This is a genomic window from Streptosporangium sp. NPDC006007 (assembly GCF_040614315.1).
In the GTDB taxonomy this organism is placed as follows: domain Bacteria; phylum Actinomycetota; class Actinomycetes; order Streptosporangiales; family Streptosporangiaceae; genus Streptosporangium.
On the sequence record NZ_JBEXUG010000001.1, the window covers coordinates 79143 to 95664 of the forward strand.

Genomic DNA, 16522 nt, shown 5'->3' on the forward strand with positions numbered 1-16522 from the left:
GTGGCGGCGGATGTTCTCGCGCGTGGCCCCCTCCCCGGGGACGGCGTGTGTCCCCGCCGCGCGCGTCGGAGGCGGGCCTGGGCCGTGGGGCGGGCGCCTGATTTGAGGAGCTCAATAAATCCCATTACGGAATATCGGATATTTCTCTCACATTGAGATCTACAGATTGTCATCTAACAATGTGAGATATCTGCCGATGAGACGTGGGGGTTGGGAAAGTGTGCGGAATCTCCGGCTGGGTGGACTTCGAGCACGACCTCGGGCAGTGGCGCGACACCACACAGATCATGACCGACACGATGGCCTGCCGGGGACCCGACGACGAGGGACTCTGGATCGCCCCGCACGCCGCGCTCGGCCACCGCAGACTCGCCGTCATCGACGTCGAGGGCGGCCGTCAGCCGATGGTCGCCGAGGAGGACGGCCGGCCGCTCGCCGTACTCGTCTACAGCGGGGAGATCTACAACTTCCGCGAGCTCCGCGGCGAACTCGCCGTGCGCGGCCACCGGTTTCGCACCCGGAGCGACACCGAGGTCCTGCTACGGGCATACCTGCAGTGGGGGGAGGGCCTCCTTCCCCGGCTGAACGGCATGTTCGCCTTCGCGATCTGGGACGTCCGCCGCGAGGAACTGCTCCTGGCCCGCGACCGGATGGGCGTCAAGCCGCTGTACTACCATCCGACCCCGGCCGGGGTGCTGTTCGGCTCCGAGCCCAAGGCGATTCTCACCAACCCGCTCGCCCAGCCCGCCGTGGTCGACGCCGACGGGCTGCGCGAGCTGCTCGGCCTCGTCAAGACGCCGGGGCACGGCGTCTACCGGGGGATGTACGAGGTCCGTCCAGGCCGGCTCGTCCGGGTCGACCGCGCCGGTCTGAGCCATCGCCGCTACTGGCGGCTCGAAGCCCGCGAGCACCCCGACGACCTCGGCACCACCGTCCGGACCGTGCGCGAGCTGCTGGACGACGTCGTCGGCCGCCAGCTCGTCTCCGACGTGCCGATCTGCAGCCTGCTCTCGGGCGGCCTCGACTCCAGCGCCATCACCGCGCTCGCCATGGGCGCCCTGCGGGAGCAGGGGAACGGCGGGATCCGCTCCTTCTCCGCCGGCTTCGCCGGCCACAGCGAGAACTTCACGCCCGCCGCGCTGCGCGCCACCTCCGACGGGCCGTACGTCGGTGACGTCGTGCGGCACATCGACGCCGACCACACCGGCATCGTCCTGGACCCCGCCGACCTCACCGACCCGGCCGTGCGCGCCGCGGTTCTGCGCGCCCGTGACCTGCCGACCGGCCTCGGTGACATGGACACCTCGCTCTACCTGCTGTTCAAGGCGATCCGGGAGCACTCGACCGTGGCCCTGTCGGGCGAGTCGGCCGACGAGGTCTTCGGCGGCTACCGGTGGTTCCACGACCCCGCGGCGATCAACGCCGACACCTTCCCATGGCTGGCGGCGGCCGGGGCCGAGCAGTTCACCGGCCTGGGCCGGCTCCTCGGCGACGATCTGCTGCGCGAGCTCGACCTGCCGGCCTACCGCGCGGAGCGCTACCGGCAGGCCCTGGCCGAGGTGCCGAGGCTGCCGGGTGAGGGCGGCCCGCAGCGGCGCATGCGGGAGGTCGGCTACCTGCACCTCACCCGGTTCGCGCAGATGCTGCTCGACCGCGAGGACCGGATGAGCATGGCCGTCGGCCTGGAGGTCCGGGTGCCGTTCTGCGACCACCGGCTGGTGGAGTACGTCTTCAACATTCCCTGGTCGATGAAGTCCTTCGACGGGCACGAGAGGAGCGTGCTCCGCGCCGCCACGGCCGACGTCCTGCCGAGGTCGGTCGTCGAGCGCCGCAAGGGTCCCCACCCCTCCACCCGGGACCCCGCCTACGAGCGGTCCCTGCGCGCGCAGGCGGCCCGGCTGTTCGACAGGGGGGACGTCGTCGTGCCGCTGGTCGACTCCGGCAAGGTGCGTGCCGTACTCGACCGCCCCGAGGGCGCCGGCCTCCCCGGAGACCGGGCGTCGCTGGACGGGCTCCTGGAGTTCGACGTCTGGCTCCAGCAGTGCGGCGTGCAGATCAAACTCTGAACCCGCCGTACGGCGGGCCGTGACGGGAGCGGCGGGAGGGCGGCCGGATGCCGGGGGCCGGAGCGGGCAATAGACTCGGCCGCATTATGGCCGCACAGATCTCGCCCAGCATCCTGTCCGCCGACTTCGCCCGCCTCGCAGAGGCGGCCGCGGCGGTTCCCAACGCCGACTGGCTGCACGTGGACGTGATGGACAACCATTTCGTCCCCAACCTGACGCTCGGTCTTCCGGTCGTCGAGTCGCTGCTCAAGGCGACCTCGACACCGCTCGACTGCCACCTCATGATCGAGGACCCGGACCGCTGGGCCCCCGCCTACGCCGAGGCCGGAGCGGGAGGCGTGACCATCCACGCGGAGGCGGCCAAGGCCCCGGTCAGGACGCTGCGTCAGATCCGCGCCGCCGGTGCCCGCGCCGGGCTCGCGCTGAACCCGGCCACCTCGGTCGAGCCGTACGAGGACCTGCTCAGTGAGATGGACATGCTGCTGCTGATGACCGTCGAGCCCGGTTTCGGCGGCCAGAAGTTCCTGAACGTGGTGCTTCCCAAGATCCGGCGGGCCCGCACGCTCATCGACAAGCACGGTGGCCAGGTCTGGTTGCAGGTGGACGGCGGGGTCTCGGCCGACACGATCGAGCGCTGCGCCGAGGCGGGGGCCGATGTCTTCGTGGCGGGCAACGCGGTCTACGGCACCGACGACCCGGCTCGCGCGGTGGAGGAACTGCGCGCCCTGGCCGAGAAGAGCTGAGCCGGCCGGGGGCCGTGCGGACGGGGCAGGCCGTCCGCACGGCCCCCGGCCGGGTGGGAGCGCCGGGTGACCGTGTCCCTGGATGAACACGCCCGGACGGGCACGGTCAGGTGAACGGCGCGGGTCGGGCGGGGCCGGTCGAGCGGAGGCGGGACCGGCCGAGCGGGGTCAGCCGAGCAGGGCCGGGTCCAGTACCACGTCCTCGCCGTGTACCGTCGGCGCCTCGGGGAAGTGGCAGGCGGTCAGGTGGCCGTCCAGGTTCCCCTCCAGCTTGACCAGCGGAGGCTCCTCGGTCGCGCACCTCTCCCGCGCCTTCCAGCAACGGGTGCGGAACCGGCAGCCGGAGGGTGGGTTGATGGGGGAGGGCACGTCCCCGGCCAGGCGGATGCGCGCGCGGGCCCCCGTGTCCACGGTGGCGTCGGGCACCGCCGACATCAGCGCGTGGGTGTAGGGGTGGCGGGGACGCTCGTACAGGGAACTCCGGTCGGCGATCTCGACGATCTTGCCGAGATACATGACCGCGACCCGCTGCGAGAAGTGCCTGACCACGGCCAGGTCGTGCGCGATGAACAGGAACGCGATGCCCATGTCGCGCTGGAGCTGCTGGAGCAGGTTGACGACCTGCGCCTGGATCGAGACGTCCAGTGCCGAGACCGGCTCGTCGGCGACGATCAGCTTGGGGCTGAGGGAGAGGGCGCGGGCCACCCCGATGCGCTGGCGCTGGCCGCCGGAGAACTCGTGCGGGAAGCGGTTGTAGTGCTCGGGGTTGAGACCGACGATCTCCAGCAGCTCCCGGACCCGCCTGCCCCGGCCGCCCGGCGGGTTGATGCCGTTGATCTCCATCGGGCCGCCGATGATGGTGCCCACGGTATGCCGGGGGTTGAGCGACGAGTACGGGTCCTGGAAGATCATCTGGATCTCGGCCCGGATCGGCTTCAGCTCCCTGCGGCTCGCGTGGGCGATGTCGTGCCCGCGGTACCTGATGCCACCCCCGGTCGGCTCCAGCAGCCGCGCGGCCAGCCGCCCGGTGGTCGACTTGCCGCAGCCCGACTCGCCGACCAGCCCGAGGGTCTCGCCGGCGTGCACCGTCAGGTCGATGCCGTCCACCGCGTGGACCCGGCCGACCTGCCGCTTGAACAGGAAACCGCCCGTCACCGGGAAGTGCTTCTCCAGCCCGGACAGCTCCAGGAGTGTCTCGCTCACGTGTCCTCCCTCACCGGCGGCGTACGTGAGCCGTCCCGCGCGCCGGATGTCTCGCGTCGCCCGTTCACGGGCCGTCCTGCGCCGGTGGCGCGGGCGGGGCGCCGCCGTACTCGGTGGTTCACTTGTGGATCTCCCGCTTCTGGGCGAGGGTCAGGTAGCACGCGTCGCCGTGGCCGCGGTGCGGGGACAGTTCGGGTCGCTCGCCCTTGCACACCTCGGGGCCGACCCGGTCCATGTAGTCGCACCGGGGGTGGAACGGGCAGCCCGGCGGGACGTTGATCAGGCTCGGCGGGGTGCCCCGGACGGGCTTCAGCGGCACGTCCACCGGCGAGGTCAGGTGCGGCATGGAGCCCAGCAGACCCCAGGTGTAGGGGTGGCGGGGCTCGCCGAGGACCTCGGCGACGGTACCGCGCTCCACCGCGCGCCCGGCGTACATCACCAGCACGTCGTGCACGGTGCTCGCCACCACGCCCAGGTCGTGCGTGATCAGGACGATGGAGGTGCCCATCTGCTCCTGGAGCTCTTTCAGCAGGTCCAGGATCTGGGCCTGCACGGTCACGTCCAGCGCGGTGGTGGGCTCGTCGGCGATCAGCAGATCCGGGTCGCAGACCAGGGCCATCGCGATCATCGCGCGCTGCCGCATGCCGCCGGAGAACTGGTGGGGATAGTCGTCCACCCGGGTCTTCGGCTGCGGGATGCCGACCCGGGTCAGCATCTCGATCGCGCGGTTCCTGGACTCGGCGCGGCTCGCGCCGGTGTGCTTGCGGTAGACCTCGCTGATCTGCTTGCCGATGGTGTGGTACGGCGAGAGCGAGGTCAGCGGGTCCTGGAAGATCATCGCGACCTTGTTGCCGCGGAGCCGCTCCATGGTGGAGCGCGAGGCGCCGATCAGCTCCTCGCCGTCCAGGTGGATCTCTCCGCTGATCTTGGTGGTCTCGGGGTTGTGCAGGCCGAGCACGGTCAGGTTGGTCACCGACTTGCCGGAGCCCGACTCGCCCACGATGCCCAGCGTGGTGCCCTTCTCCACGTCGAAGGAGAGCCCGTCCACCGCGTGGACGACGCCGTCCTCGGTGTGGAAGTCGACGGTCAGGTCACGGACCGAGAGGAACGGGGTTGACACTTTCTTCCAGACTCCTAGCTCAGCCGCACGCGGGGGTCGATGAAGGCGTACAGGACGTCCACCACGATGTTGAACACGACGATCGCCCCGGCGGCGACGAGCACCGTCGCCATCAGCATGGGCAGATCGGAGTTGGTGACGGCCCTGATCGACAGCTGCCCGAGCCCCTGGAGGCCGAAGGTCGTCTCGGTGATGATCGCGCCGCCGATCAGCGTGCCCAGGTCCACGCCGAAGATGGTGACGATCGGGATCATGGTCCCCCGCAGGGCGAACCGCATCACGACCGAGCGGCCCGACATGCCCTTGGCCCGCGCGGTTCGGACGTAGTCCTCGCCGAGTTCCTCGACCATCGTCGAGCGGGTCATCCGGGTGTAGTTGGCGGTGAAGATGATCGCCAGTACCACCCAGGGCAGTGCCAGCCCGCTGAACCAGGCGAGCGGGTCCTCGGTGAACGGCACGTATTTGGGCTGCTGGAGGATGTGGTTCTTGTAGACGAGGAAGTACAGCGCGAGCGTGCCGACGAAGTAGATCTGCACCGAGGCGCCGATGAGGGACGACACGCTGGCGATCTTGTCCAGCGGCTTGCCCTGCCGCAGCGCCGCGATGATGCCCGTCGCCACGCCGAAGGTGAGGAAGACGGCCGCCGCTCCGATCGTGAGCGAGACGGTGAGCGGGAGCCGGTCCAGGATCGTCTCCAGCACCGGTGCCCGGTTGACGAAGGAGTAGCCCAGGCAGGGGGCCGGGCAGTGGCCCAGGCCCTCGTAGTCACGGCCGGCGAAGATGCCGGACAGCCAGGCCAGGAACTGCGCGAACAGCGGCAGATCCAGTCCCAGGTTGTGCCGCGCCTGCTCCAGCAACTCAGGCGGGCAGACCTTGCCGCAGGCGAGCCGGGCCGGGTCGGCCGGTACGGCGAAGAAGAGGAAGAACGTGACCGCGGCGATGATCACCAGGGTGACCGCGGCGCCGAGCGTGCGGCGAGTGATGAATCGAAACATTGCCTGTTTCCCGACGGTGGCTGGGAGAGCGCGCTGCGGGGGCCTCACGGCCCCCGGGGGCCGTGATCCCGCGCACCTGTGCGCGGGATCACGGCCGTCGCTGTCTCTACGGCTTCACGAAGATGGTGTTCGGCTGGACGATCCACGACTGCGGATCGATCTCGGCGCCGCCCACCTTGGAACCGTGGAGCATGGTGGCGATCCTGTTCTCCGCGACGACCAGCGGGGTGATGGTCTCCTGGATCTTCTTGTCCAGCGCCATCCAGGCGGCGTTGGCCTCCTGGATGTCCGTCATGGCGGTGATCTTGTCCATCTCCGCGGTGAGCGCCGGGTCCTTCAGGTGCGAGTAGTTCGGCGCGCCGTCGGCGATCGGGCCGAAGATGACCGGCAGCACCGTGGAGCCGGAGGGCCAGTCGGAACTCCAGCCACCCCAGTAGATGTCGAACTCGTTCTTCACCGTGCCGATGGAGTCGTAGTAGGTCTTGCGGTCGAGCGGCTTGGCCACGACCTTGATGCCGGCCTTCTCCAGCGCGCTCTTGATCACGACGGTCACCCGCTCCTGGACCGGCGTCTGGTTGTAGGCGTAGACGACGGTCGGGTTCGGGGTGCTCGACTGGGCCAGCAGCTCCTTGGCCTTGGCGACGTCACCGTCGGGCTTGGTCTTCTTGCCGAACAGGTCGTAGGACTCGTAACCGACCGTGGTGTTCTCGTTGAGGATCGTGGTGGGCAGCACGGCGGCGGCGGGGCCGCCCACGACCTGCTGGATCTGCTTGGACGGCCAGGCGTGGTTGATGGCCTGGCGGACCTTGACGTCCTTCATCCGGTCGAGGTTGAAGTAGTAGTAGTTGCCGTACGGCGAGGGGCTGTTCATCCGGCGTGACGCCAGGGAGGCGTCGCCCAGCACCTGCTGCAGCCGCTCGGGCGGGGTGGAGGAGTAGAAGGTGAACGCGCTCTGGTCGGGGCCGGTGTCCGCCAGGAGGCGGTCGGTCACCTGCAGGGGCTCCAGGCCGAACTCCAGGTGCCACTTGTCGGGGTAGGCGCCGCGGATCGGGTCGGTGGCCGGGTCCCAGTTGGGGTTGCGCTCAAGGTCGATGGTCTTGTCCACCACGTGCGACTTGATGACGTACGGCCCGCTGGAGAAAGGCTCCTTGTCGTACTTCTCCTTGGTGTCCTTGGCCTTCGGCACGATGCCGTAGCCGCTCATCGCCAGGGCGTAGTTGGCGTCGGCGTGCGGCGAGGTGAACTTGTAGACGATCGTCTTGTCGTCCGGCGTCTCGATCGTGTCCAGGCGCTTGCCACCGTAGGGGCCCTTGTACGCCTTCTTGTAGTCGACCTCGGTCAGCCACTGCTGGACGTAGGTCGGGCCCTGGGTGATGAACGGCGCGAACGTCCGCTCCATGCTCCACTTGACGTCCTCGGACGTGATCGGCGTGCCGTCCTGCCACTTCACGCCGTCCTTCAGGGTGAACGTCCAGGTCTTGCCGCCGTCCGACGGGGTGCCCGTGTCGGTGGCCAGGTCGCCGACCAGCTTGTAGTCGCCCTTGGCGACCCGCTTGTAACCCGTCAGGGAACGGGCGATCAGCAGGTTGAAGTTCGACTCGGTGTTGACGTAGATCTGCGCGGGGTCGAGGTGGGAGAAGTCGTTGCGGTCGATCATCGTGACGGTGCCGCCCTTGACGACACCCTCCGGCGGGATGGCGGGACCCTTGGAGTCGTCGGCGGTGCCGACGGTGATGGTCGCCGGCTTGTACGCCTCGACGGGCGCGGCGGAGCCGCTGGACCCGTTTCCGGTGGCGGGCGCACCCTGGTTGCCCTCGGCACAGGCACTGGTGAGTGCGAGTGCGCCGATGGCCAGTGCGGCCACCGCTGACCGCTTTCGGACTGTCATCTCTCTCCTATCGGGTCTAACGCTTGAGCTTGGGGTCGAAGGCGTCACGGACCGAGTCTCCGAGCAGGTTGAAGGCGATCACAAAGATCAGCAGGGCGGCGCCCGGGAAGATCAGATAGGTGATGTCGTTCTGGTAGACCTCGGTGCCGCGCAGGAACATCCGCCCCCAGTCGGGGATGGGCTCGATCATTCCGACGCCGAGGAAGGACAGCGCGGCCTCGGCGGTGACCAGGGCGGGCAGCAGCAGCGTCGACTGGATCAGGATCGGCGTCCAGAGGTTGGGCAGCAGCTCCTTGAACACGATCCGGGCCGGGGAGGCCCCGGTGACCCGGGCCGCCTCGACGAACTCGCGCTCGCGCAGCGAGAGCACCTGACCTCGGAGCAGGCGGGCCAGTCCGGCCCACTGGAACAGGGTCAGCACGATCACCAGCGTCACGGCGCGCAGCCAGATGGGCGTCTCCTCGTTCGACTTGACGAAGAGATTCTCCACCACGGGCATGAACGCGATGGTGAAGAGCACGGAGGGGAACGACAGCACCGTGTCGATCAGGCGGCCGATGAAGTAGTCCGTCTTGCCGCCGGCGTATCCGGCCACGATGCCCAGGACGATGCCGATCATCGTGGTGATGACGGTCGAGGTGACCGCGATCAGCAGGGAGGTCCTGATCCCGTAGACGAGTTGCGTGAACACGTCACGGCCCAGGCCCGGCTCGATGCCGAACCAGAACTCGGAGCCGACGCCGCCGTTGGCCCCCAGCGGGTAGCCGTAGTCGTTGAGCAGCCCCGGGGTGTCCTGGCCGTAGAGGACGTAGGGGTCCTTGCCGTACAGCCAGGAGATGACCGGGGCGAGGATCGCCACCAGGAAGAAGAAGATCACCACTATGGCGGAGACGACACCGGTCCGGTCACGGCGGAAGCGGAGCCACATCAGTTGCCCGGGTGAGCGGCCCACCGTCTCCGGTGCCTTCACCACAGGCGCCTCGCCGACGGTGGTCGCGGCTGGTGCAGGGATGGTCATCTTGCGGGAGCCCCCAACGAGGATGGCTGAGCGGTATCTGGGGGAACCATTGCAAAACAATCAGGGGCAAATCAATGGCTAGGCTGTTACTTGTTTTTTCGTTGTGCAATGTAGACCAGGTTGTGGCTTCAATTCCGTTGACCCGCATGGGGGGTGTGGTGAAAGGATGGGATTCTCCACCATCTGATATTCACGGATTTGTGACATAGTCATGACGTGGCCATGACAGTTCACGCGGCCGTGGGCCGCGGCCCCGTGAACGCGCGCGTTCCCCGGCCGGGTAGGGTGACCATCCGCTCACGGAAGAGGTGACGCATGGATCACGGGCTGTTCGGGCCGGGGTCGGTGACCTGGCGGGTGATGGGTGAGCCGATCCTGCTTGTCGGGGGCTTCCGGGCGTTGCTCATGCAGGGGCTCCACCCCCGGGCGATGCGGGGGGTCGCGCAGAACTCCGCGCTCATGGATCCTGCTGAGGCGTGGTCCCGCTTCCTTCGTACCACCGAATTCGTCCGGGTGCGCACCTACGGTACCGGCGCCGAGGTGGCCGAGGCCGGGGCGCGGGTCAGGCGGATCCACTCCCGGCTCACCGCGTTCGACCCGGACACCGGCGAGCGGTTCCGTCTCGACGAGCCCGGCGCGCTGCGCTGGGTTCACGTCGGCGAGGTCGACTCCTACCTGTCGATCGCCCGCCGGTCCGGGGTCCGCCTGACGGACGCCGAGGCCGACCGGTTCGTGGCGGAGTGGCGACGGGCCGCCGAGGTCGTCGGCCTGCGCGCGGACGACGTGCCCGGCTCCGTCGGCGAGATGCGCGACTACATCCAGGGCTGTCGTCCGGGCCTCCGTTTTCCTCCTGAGGTGCCCCACCCGCTCCGCCAGTCGCTCAACGCGCCACTGCCGGCCTACCTCCTCCCGCTCAGACCGGTCCTCCCCATGCTCACCGTGCTGGCCTTCGCCACCCTGCCGCGCTGGGCCCGGAGGCTGTACGGCCTGCCGGCCACCCCGCTCGGCGACCTGTGGGCGACCGCCACACTGCGGACTCTGCAGACCGGGATCGGCCTGGTCCCCGCTCAGGTCCGTTACAGTCCCGACGCCCGCCGGGCACGGCGGGTGACGGACGGGCACGCCGCGTAACGCAACCAAGCGTTTGCTCGTTCCATATGGTGGAGGGGGAGCCCATCCCATTTGCCGGACGTGGCACACTGATGGGGAGAGCAGCGTGCTCCGGGGTCGGTGAAAGTCCGAACCGGCGGTTACAGTCCGCGACCCGGTCGAATCCATCGACCGGTTGACCCGGTGAGATTCCGGGACCGACGGTTAAAGTCCGGATGGGAGGAAGCGCGCGGGCGGAGAGTGTCCATGAGGACACCCTCCGCCGATCGGGTGTACGCACCTGTGATCCCCCGGGGCCCGCCGTGGCAGGCGGCTACTGGCGAAGGGGAGTCCCGGGATGACCGGTCAGGCGCGTACGCGCCGGGTGGCCGATTCCGTCGCGCGCGTTCGCGCCTCCGCCCGCCGTCCCCCTCCCGTCGCGTGCCCGCCCATGTGCCCGCACGCTCGCCCGCCTGTTCGCCCGGACCCGCCTCCCGGAGTTCGAGGACGCCACCCCCACCGGCCGGGACCCGCCTCGCGACCGTCCTGCCGCACCCCGCGAAGGAGCTGTGAATGTTCACCGGAATCGTCGAGGAACTGGGCGAGATCGCCGCGATCGAACCGCTCCGGGACGCCGCAAGGATGTCGATCCGCGGCGGGACCGTCACCGGTGACGCCGGGCACGGCGACTCGATCGCGGTCAACGGGGTCTGCCTGACCGTGGTGGAGGTCGACGGGGAGGTGTTCACCGCCGACGTGATGAAGGAGACCCTGGACCGCAGCAGCCTGGGCGCTCTGCGGGCCGGCTCCCGGGTCAACCTGGAACGCGCGGTCCGCGCCGACCAGCGCCTGGGCGGTCACATCGTGCAGGGCCACGTCGACGGGACCGGTGTGCTGCTGTCCCGGGAGCCGGACGAGCACTGGGAGGTCGTCCGGATCTCGCTCCCGGCCGAACTGAACCGCTACGTCGTCGAGAAGGGCTCGATCGCGGTGGACGGCATCAGCCTGACCGTGGTCGGCGTGGACCGCGACGGCTTCTCGGTCAGCCTCATCCCGACCACCCTGGCTCTCACCACCCTCGGCGCCAAGCAGCCGGGCGACCCGGTGAACCTTGAGGTCGACGTGATCGCCAAGCACGTGGAGAAACTCCTCGGCGCCTACGCCCCCGGGGGCGCCTCGTGAACTGGGCCCAGGCGGGGCTGGAGATCCTCGGCACCAGGGTCCTGTGGACCGACCTCGTCGGGAACGCGGCGGCCCTGGTCACCGTGCTGCTGGCCATCCGCAGGTCGATCTGGACCTGGCCGGTGCAGTTCACCGCCGCCGCGCTCCTGCTCGCCGCCTCGATCGGCGCGCACCTCACCGGCAACGCGCTCAAGCAGGTCATGTTCGGCGCCCTGGCCGTCTACGGCTGGTGGCGCTGGACGCGCGGCACCCGGAACGGCCGGGAGCTGGCCGTACGCCCGGCGACGGGCCGCGAGCGGCTCGCCCTGGCCGGGACCCTGGTCGCGGGCACGGCCGCGGTCGGCATGATCTTCTACGTCACCGGGCTCTCCTGGGGCGCGCTCGTCCCGCCCCCCAAGGGCTACCTCCTGGTCGCGGCCGACGCCTACCTCTTCGTGGGCAGCGCGGTCGCCACCTGGGCGCAGGGCCGCGCGCTGGTCGACTTCTGGCTGATCTGGGTGGCGGTGGACCTGGTCGGCGTGCCGCTGGCCTTCAGCTCGGGACTCGTCGTCTCCGGGACCGTGTACGGCGTCTTCCTCGTCCTCGTCCTGGCCGGATTCCTCAACTGGCTCAAGGAGTACCGGTCCAGGACCGTGCTCGTCCTCAAGGAGGCTGTGTGACCACGCTGGACCCGATAGAACGGGCGATCGCCGACATTCGCGAAGGCAGACCCGTCGTGGTCGTGGACGACGAGAACCGTGAGAACGAGGGTGACATCATCTTCGCGGCGGCCAGGGCCACGCCGGGGCTGCTGGCCTTCACCATCCGGCACAGCAGCGGCGTGATCTGCGTGTCGATGACGGGTGAGGACCTCGACCGGCTCGGCCTGCCGCTGATGGTGCACGACAACAGGGAGCGCCTCCGCACCGCCTACACGATCAGCGTGGACGCCCGCGACGGGGTGAGCACCGGCATCTCGGCCTCCGATCGCGCCAGGACCATCCGTACCCTGTGCGACTCGGCGACCGAGCCCTTCGAGCTGCTCCGGCCCGGCCACGTCTTCCCGCTCCGCTACCGCGAGGGCGGCGTGCTGGTCCGGCGCGGTCACACCGAGGCGGCCGTGGACCTGTCCAGACTCGCCGGGCTGCGCCCCGCGGGCGCGCTCGCCGAGGTCGTCAACGACGACGGGACCATGAAACGGCTGCCGGAACTCCGCGAGTTCTGCGACGAGCACGACCTGGCGCTGGTCTCCATCGAGCAGCTGGTGGAGTACCGGCGGCGGAGCGAGCGGATGGTGACCCGGATCGCCGAGACCCGCCTGCCGAACAGATACGGGACGTGGCGCGCCTACGGCTACGCCAGCGCCCTGGACGGCGGCGAGCACATGGCCCTGGTCTACGGTGACATAGGCGACGGGGAGAACGTCCTGGTCCGGGCGCACTCCGAGTGCCTGACCGGCGACGTGCTGGGATCCCTGCGCTGCGACTGCGGGGTGCAGCTCGACCACGCCATGGCGGAGATCGCCGCCGAGGGCCGGGGCGTGGTCGTGTATCTGCGCGGGCACGAGGGGCGCGGCATCGGACTGCTGGCCAAGCTCAAGGCGTACGGCCTGCAGGACGGCGGCAGCGACACCGTGGACGCCAACCTGGAGCTCGGGCTGCCTGTGGACGCCCGCGAGTTCTCCAACGCCGGGCAGATCCTCGCCGACCTGGGCGTGAAGTCGATCCGGCTGCTGACCAACAACCCGGCGAAGCTGCGGGGCATGGACGGTTACGGTATCAAGGTGCTCGGCCGCGAGCCGATGCCGGCGGCGATCAACCCGCACAACGAGAGATACCTGGTGGCCAAGCGTGACCGTCTCGGTCACCACATCCAGGGCGGCGACATCCAGGGCGGCGACCCCCGGGACCGTGACACTCAGGAGGAGAAGGCATGATCGAGCGGATCGGCGGCCCCGGGGCCCTCACCCGTCCAGGGACGCGGGAAGGAGGGGGCGCGTGAGCGGCGGAGGACAACCTCGGGCGGCGGCCGTCGAGGCCGCCGGGCTGACCGTCGGCATCGTGGCCGCCCGCTGGCACGAGAAGATCACCGACCAGCTGGTGGCGCGGGCGGTGCGGGCCAGTCGGGACAGCGGCGCCACCGCGACCGTGATCCGGGTGGCCGGGTCCCTGGAGATCCCGGTCGTCCTCCAGGCCCTGGCCCGGCGGTGTGACGCGGTCGTCGCCCTGGGGGCCGTGATCCGCGGGGAAACGGCCCACTTCGACTACGTCTGCGAGTCGGTGACCTCGGGCCTGACCCGGATCTCACTCGACGAGGAGACTCCGGTGGGCAACGGCGTGCTGACCTGTGACTCCCTCGACCAGGCGTTCGACCGGTCCGGGCTGCCCGGCAGCCACGAGGACAAGGGCTACGAGGCCACCGTCGCCGCCCTGGAGACCGCGCTGCTCCTGCGTGACCTGCGGCGGGTCTGACCCCGCACGGCCGGGACCCCGCCTCCGGTGCGGGGTAAGGGGCGGGCAGGTGGTGCGGTAAATTTCGTTCGGCGTCGTGTCGCCGGTCGCAGCCGCTGTGACCGGCGGTTCTCCCGAAGGAATGTGATCTCCAATTGAGCCCCGAGAGCGTCTCTCCGCCCCCGCTGCCCGTGGTGTGGCGGCCGAGGAAGGGCCGCGTCGTGGCGTACGGCTTCGCCGGACTGATCATGCTGGGGGCCCTGTTGATGGCGCTCCTGCTGCCACCGCCGTTCACCCCGGCCGACAGGGTCGCGATGCTCCTGCTCGGCGGGGTGATCGCCGGTGTGCTGCACCTGCTGGGCCGTTGCAGGGTCGAGGCGGACGAGCAGGGGATCACGGTGGTCAACCCGTTGCGGGTGCACCGCTACGAGTGGCCCGAGGTGCTCGCGGTCACGCTGGTCGAGAGCGAGCCCTGGGCCAAGATCGACTTTGCCGACGGTGCGACGGTCGGGGCCATGGGACTGCAAGGGTCGGAGAAGGAGCGGACCGTCCGGCAGGTCCGCGAGCTGGCCGCGCTCATCCGCGAGCGCGGCGAGGCCGAGGAGACCCGCTGACCGCCGCTCGCCGAACCCGCCGGATCGCGCCCGCCGGCTCCGCCCCCCTCAGGTCTCGTCGGCGAACCGCTCCGCCTTGCCCGTCTGGCCCGCGACGAGCAGGATGTCGCCCCCCTGGATGTCGGTGTCGGAGGTGGCGTAGGTGAATCCACCGCCGGGTTTCTTGATCCCGACCACGGTCACGCCGTACTTCCTGCGGATGCCCAGCTCACCCAGCGTCCTGCCCTCCGCCCACCGGGGAGCCTTGGTCTTGACCAGGGCGTAGTCGTCGTCAATCTCGACGTAGTCGAGCATCCGGCCGGTCACCAGGTGCGCGACCCGCTCTCCCATGTCGTGCTCCGGTTGCACCACGTGGTGGGCGCCCACCCGCTCCAGGATCCGGCTGTGCTGGCGGTTGATGGACTTGGCCCAGATGTCCGGCACGCCGAAGTCGGCAAGGATCGAGGTGGTCAGGATGCTCGCCTCGATGTCGGTGCCGATGCCGACCACCGCCCTGCCGAACTCGGCGACGCCCAGCTGGGTGAGCGCGTCGGGGTCGGTGGAGTCGGCGCAGACCACGTGGGTGAGCTGACCGGAGAGCTGCTGCACGTTCCTGAGGTCGCTGTCCACGCCGAGCACCTCGACGTCGCGCCCCACCAGCTCCCGCGCCAGCGCGCCGCCGAACCGGCCCAGGCCGATCACCACGACCGCGTCGCCGCGGCCCTTCTTGTCAACCAACGAGAACACGCTCCTCCGGATAGCGGAACCGGCGGGTCTGGACGTGAAGTGCCAGGGCGGCGCCGAGGGTCACCGGACCGAGCCGGCCGACGACCATCAGGGTCGTCAGGGTCAGCCGCCCGGCGGTGCCGATGTCGGGGGTGATCCCCGTCGACAGCCCGACCGTACCGAAGGCGGAGAGCACCTCGAACAGCACGCGGTCGAGTTTGAACGGGGTCGCCATCATCAGCACGAACGTACCGAGGGCGACCGACGCCACACTGAGCAGGGCTATGGTCAGCGCCTGCCGCTGGAGCGGCTCGGGCACGCGGCGCCGGGCGGCCGTGACGTCGGGCTCGCCGCGCAGTTCGGCCAGGATCACGTAGCCGAGCAGCGCGAACGTCGTCACCTTGATGCCGCCGCCGGTACTCGCGCTGCCCGCGCCGATGAACATCAGCACGTCGCTGATCAGCCAGGTGGTCTCGTGCATCTGGGAGACGTCGACGGAGTTCATGCCGCCGCTGCGGGTCATGGCGCTGTGGAAGAAACCGGCCATCACCCGCTGTCCGGGGGAGAGCCCGCCCAGGGTGGCCGGATTGCTCCACTCGGTGGCGGTGACGGCCGCGGCCCCGCCGAACAGCAGGACGGCGGTCACCCCAAGGGTGATCTTGACGTGCAGGGACCAGCTCACCGGGTGGCGCCGGCTCCGCCGGAGCGCGGCGTAGACCGGGAAACCGAGACCCCCGGCGATCACGGTCAGCGCGAGGGGCAGGCAGACCCACGGGTCGGTGACGAACCGCGCCGCGCCCTCCGGCCAGAGCGTGAACCCGGCGTTGGTGAACGCCGAGACCGAATGGAAGACCCCCTGGTACAGGGCGCGGCCGGGGGACTCGCCGTACCCGGTGACGAAGCGGACGGTGAGCACGGTGGCGGTCAGCGCCTCGATCGTCAACGTGACCTTGGCGACGCCCGCGAGCAGCCGGCGCACGTCGACGGCCCCCATGGTCTTGGTCTCCGCCTGGGTGTTGAGCCGGGCGCGCAGGCCGAGCCTTCCGGAGACGACCAGCGCGATGATGGAGGCGAGCGACATGATCCCGAAGCCGCCGATCTGCATCAGCGCCAGGATCACCGTCTCGCCGAAGAGCGTCCAGTGCGTCGCGGTGTCCTGTACGGCGAGTCCGGTCACGCAGACCGCCGAGGTCGCGGTGAACAGCGCGGACGTCCACGACGACCGCTGGCCGGCCTCGACCGCGACGGGCAGCGACAGCAGCGCCGAACCGACGAGCACCACCGCCAGGAAGGCGGTCACGAGGACTCTCGACGGCGTGTTGATCTGCCGGACCAGGTTCTTCACGGGTCGCGAGGATACGCCTGCCCGGGATGGAACCGCCCACCGTGCCCCTGCCGTCCGGCGCGCGGGTGCGCCGCCGCTCTTCGGGGACTCTCCTCCTGACCGAGTCCGCAGGCGTAGCCTGAGGT

15 protein-coding genes and 1 riboswitch are annotated in these 16522 nt (G+C 69.9%); of the genes, 8 read left to right on the forward strand and 7 right to left on the reverse strand.

The window, feature by feature from the left end:
- Window positions 1-203 precede the first annotated feature (203 nt).
- Both asnB and rpe read left to right on the forward strand, forming a co-directional pair.
- The gene (gene asnB, locus ABZ194_RS00370; protein ID WP_355589958.1) at window positions 204-2066 is read left to right on the forward strand and encodes an asparagine synthase (glutamine-hydrolyzing); all 1863 of its coding nucleotides are present in this window, start codon (window positions 204-206) and stop codon (window positions 2064-2066) included.
- An 86-nt stretch (window positions 2067-2152) separates the two neighbouring features.
- Complete coding sequence (gene rpe / locus ABZ194_RS00375; RefSeq protein WP_355589961.1) at window positions 2153-2809, forward strand: ribulose-phosphate 3-epimerase; 657 nt, start codon at window positions 2153-2155, stop codon at window positions 2807-2809.
- 168 nt (window positions 2810-2977) lie between these two features.
- Here the strand turns inward: rpe and ABZ194_RS00380 are convergent, their stop codons facing one another.
- The 5 genes from ABZ194_RS00380 to ABZ194_RS00400 form a co-directional block, all read right to left on the reverse strand.
- Window positions 2978-4012: an oligopeptide/dipeptide ABC transporter ATP-binding protein gene (locus ABZ194_RS00380; RefSeq protein WP_355589964.1), complete on the reverse strand. Its 1035-nt coding sequence runs from the start codon at window positions 4010-4012 to the stop codon at window positions 2978-2980.
- 118 nt (window positions 4013-4130) lie between these two features.
- A complete protein-coding gene (locus tag ABZ194_RS00385; RefSeq protein ID WP_355589967.1) occupies window positions 4131-5132 on the reverse strand; it encodes an ABC transporter ATP-binding protein in 1002 nt (333 codons plus the stop codon).
- Window positions 5133-5146: 14 nt separating this feature from the next.
- On the reverse strand, window positions 5147-6127 hold the full coding sequence (locus ABZ194_RS00390) for an ABC transporter permease (RefSeq protein WP_355589970.1): 981 nt from the start codon (window positions 6125-6127) through the stop codon (window positions 5147-5149).
- A 106-nt stretch (window positions 6128-6233) separates the two neighbouring features.
- Window positions 6234-8015, reverse strand: a complete 1782-nt coding sequence (locus tag ABZ194_RS00395) for an ABC transporter substrate-binding protein (protein ID WP_355589973.1) — start codon at window positions 8013-8015, stop codon at window positions 6234-6236.
- A 16-nt stretch (window positions 8016-8031) separates the two neighbouring features.
- Window positions 8032-9033, reverse strand: a complete 1002-nt coding sequence (locus tag ABZ194_RS00400) for an ABC transporter permease (RefSeq protein ID WP_355589976.1) — start codon at window positions 9031-9033, stop codon at window positions 8032-8034.
- A gap of 315 nt (window positions 9034-9348) precedes the next feature.
- Between ABZ194_RS00400 and ABZ194_RS00405 the strand changes: the two genes are divergently transcribed.
- The 6 genes from ABZ194_RS00405 to ABZ194_RS00430 all read left to right on the forward strand — a co-directional run bounded on the left by ABZ194_RS00405 (window position 9349) and on the right by ABZ194_RS00430 (window position 14347).
- Window positions 9349-10164 (forward strand): oxygenase MpaB family protein, encoded by an 816-nt coding sequence (locus ABZ194_RS00405; protein WP_355589978.1) that lies wholly within the window; start codon window positions 9349-9351, stop codon window positions 10162-10164.
- Between the two features lie 81 nt (window positions 10165-10245).
- A riboswitch (FMN riboswitch) is annotated at window positions 10246-10376 on the forward strand.
- 319 nt (window positions 10377-10695) lie between these two features.
- On the forward strand, window positions 10696-11304 hold the full coding sequence (locus ABZ194_RS00410) for a riboflavin synthase (protein ID WP_355589981.1): 609 nt from the start codon (window positions 10696-10698) through the stop codon (window positions 11302-11304).
- A complete protein-coding gene (locus tag ABZ194_RS00415; RefSeq protein ID WP_355589984.1) occupies window positions 11301-11963 on the forward strand; it encodes a nicotinamide mononucleotide transporter family protein in 663 nt (220 codons plus the stop codon). Before ABZ194_RS00410 ends, ABZ194_RS00415 begins: the two co-directional genes overlap by 4 nt.
- Window positions 11960-13219, forward strand: a complete 1260-nt coding sequence (locus ABZ194_RS00420) for a bifunctional 3,4-dihydroxy-2-butanone-4-phosphate synthase/GTP cyclohydrolase II (RefSeq protein WP_355589987.1) — start codon at window positions 11960-11962, stop codon at window positions 13217-13219. Before ABZ194_RS00415 ends, ABZ194_RS00420 begins: the two co-directional genes overlap by 4 nt.
- Window positions 13220-13280: 61 nt before the next feature.
- The gene (gene ribH, locus ABZ194_RS00425) at window positions 13281-13754 is read left to right on the forward strand and encodes a 6,7-dimethyl-8-ribityllumazine synthase (protein ID WP_355589990.1); all 474 of its coding nucleotides are present in this window, start codon (window positions 13281-13283) and stop codon (window positions 13752-13754) included.
- A 134-nt stretch (window positions 13755-13888) separates the two neighbouring features.
- Complete coding sequence (locus ABZ194_RS00430) at window positions 13889-14347, forward strand: PH domain-containing protein (protein WP_355589993.1); 459 nt, start codon at window positions 13889-13891, stop codon at window positions 14345-14347.
- A 48-nt stretch (window positions 14348-14395) separates the two neighbouring features.
- On the opposite strand, the gene ABZ194_RS00435 is transcribed toward ABZ194_RS00430, so the two are convergent.
- A complete protein-coding gene (locus ABZ194_RS00435) occupies window positions 14396-15064 on the reverse strand; it encodes a TrkA family potassium uptake protein (RefSeq protein WP_355590540.1) in 669 nt (222 codons plus the stop codon).
- Complete coding sequence (locus tag ABZ194_RS00440) at window positions 15057-16397, reverse strand: potassium transporter TrkG (RefSeq protein WP_355589996.1); 1341 nt, start codon at window positions 16395-16397, stop codon at window positions 15057-15059. Before ABZ194_RS00440 ends, ABZ194_RS00435 begins: the two co-directional genes overlap by 8 nt.
- Window positions 16398-16522 lie beyond the last annotated feature (125 nt).

Bases quoted from the DNA above. Each gene is read 5' to 3' on its own strand.
- ABZ194_RS00395 (WP_355589973.1), bottom strand. From the start codon at position 8,015: ATGACAGTCCGAAAGCGGTCAGCGGTGGCCGCACTGGCCATCGGCGCA.
- ABZ194_RS00410 (WP_355589981.1), top strand. From the start codon at position 10,696: ATGTTCACCGGAATCGTCGAGGAACTGGGCGAGATCGCCGCGATCGAA.
- ABZ194_RS00390 (WP_355589970.1), bottom strand. From the start codon at position 6,127: ATGTTTCGATTCATCACTCGCCGCACGCTCGGCGCCGCGGTCACCCTG.
- rpe (WP_355589961.1), top strand. From the start codon at position 2,153: ATGGCCGCACAGATCTCGCCCAGCATCCTGTCCGCCGACTTCGCCCGC.
- ABZ194_RS00405 (WP_355589978.1), top strand. From the start codon at position 9,349: ATGGATCACGGGCTGTTCGGGCCGGGGTCGGTGACCTGGCGGGTGATG.
- ABZ194_RS00400 (WP_355589976.1), bottom strand. From the start codon at position 9,033: ATGACCATCCCTGCACCAGCCGCGACCACCGTCGGCGAGGCGCCTGTG.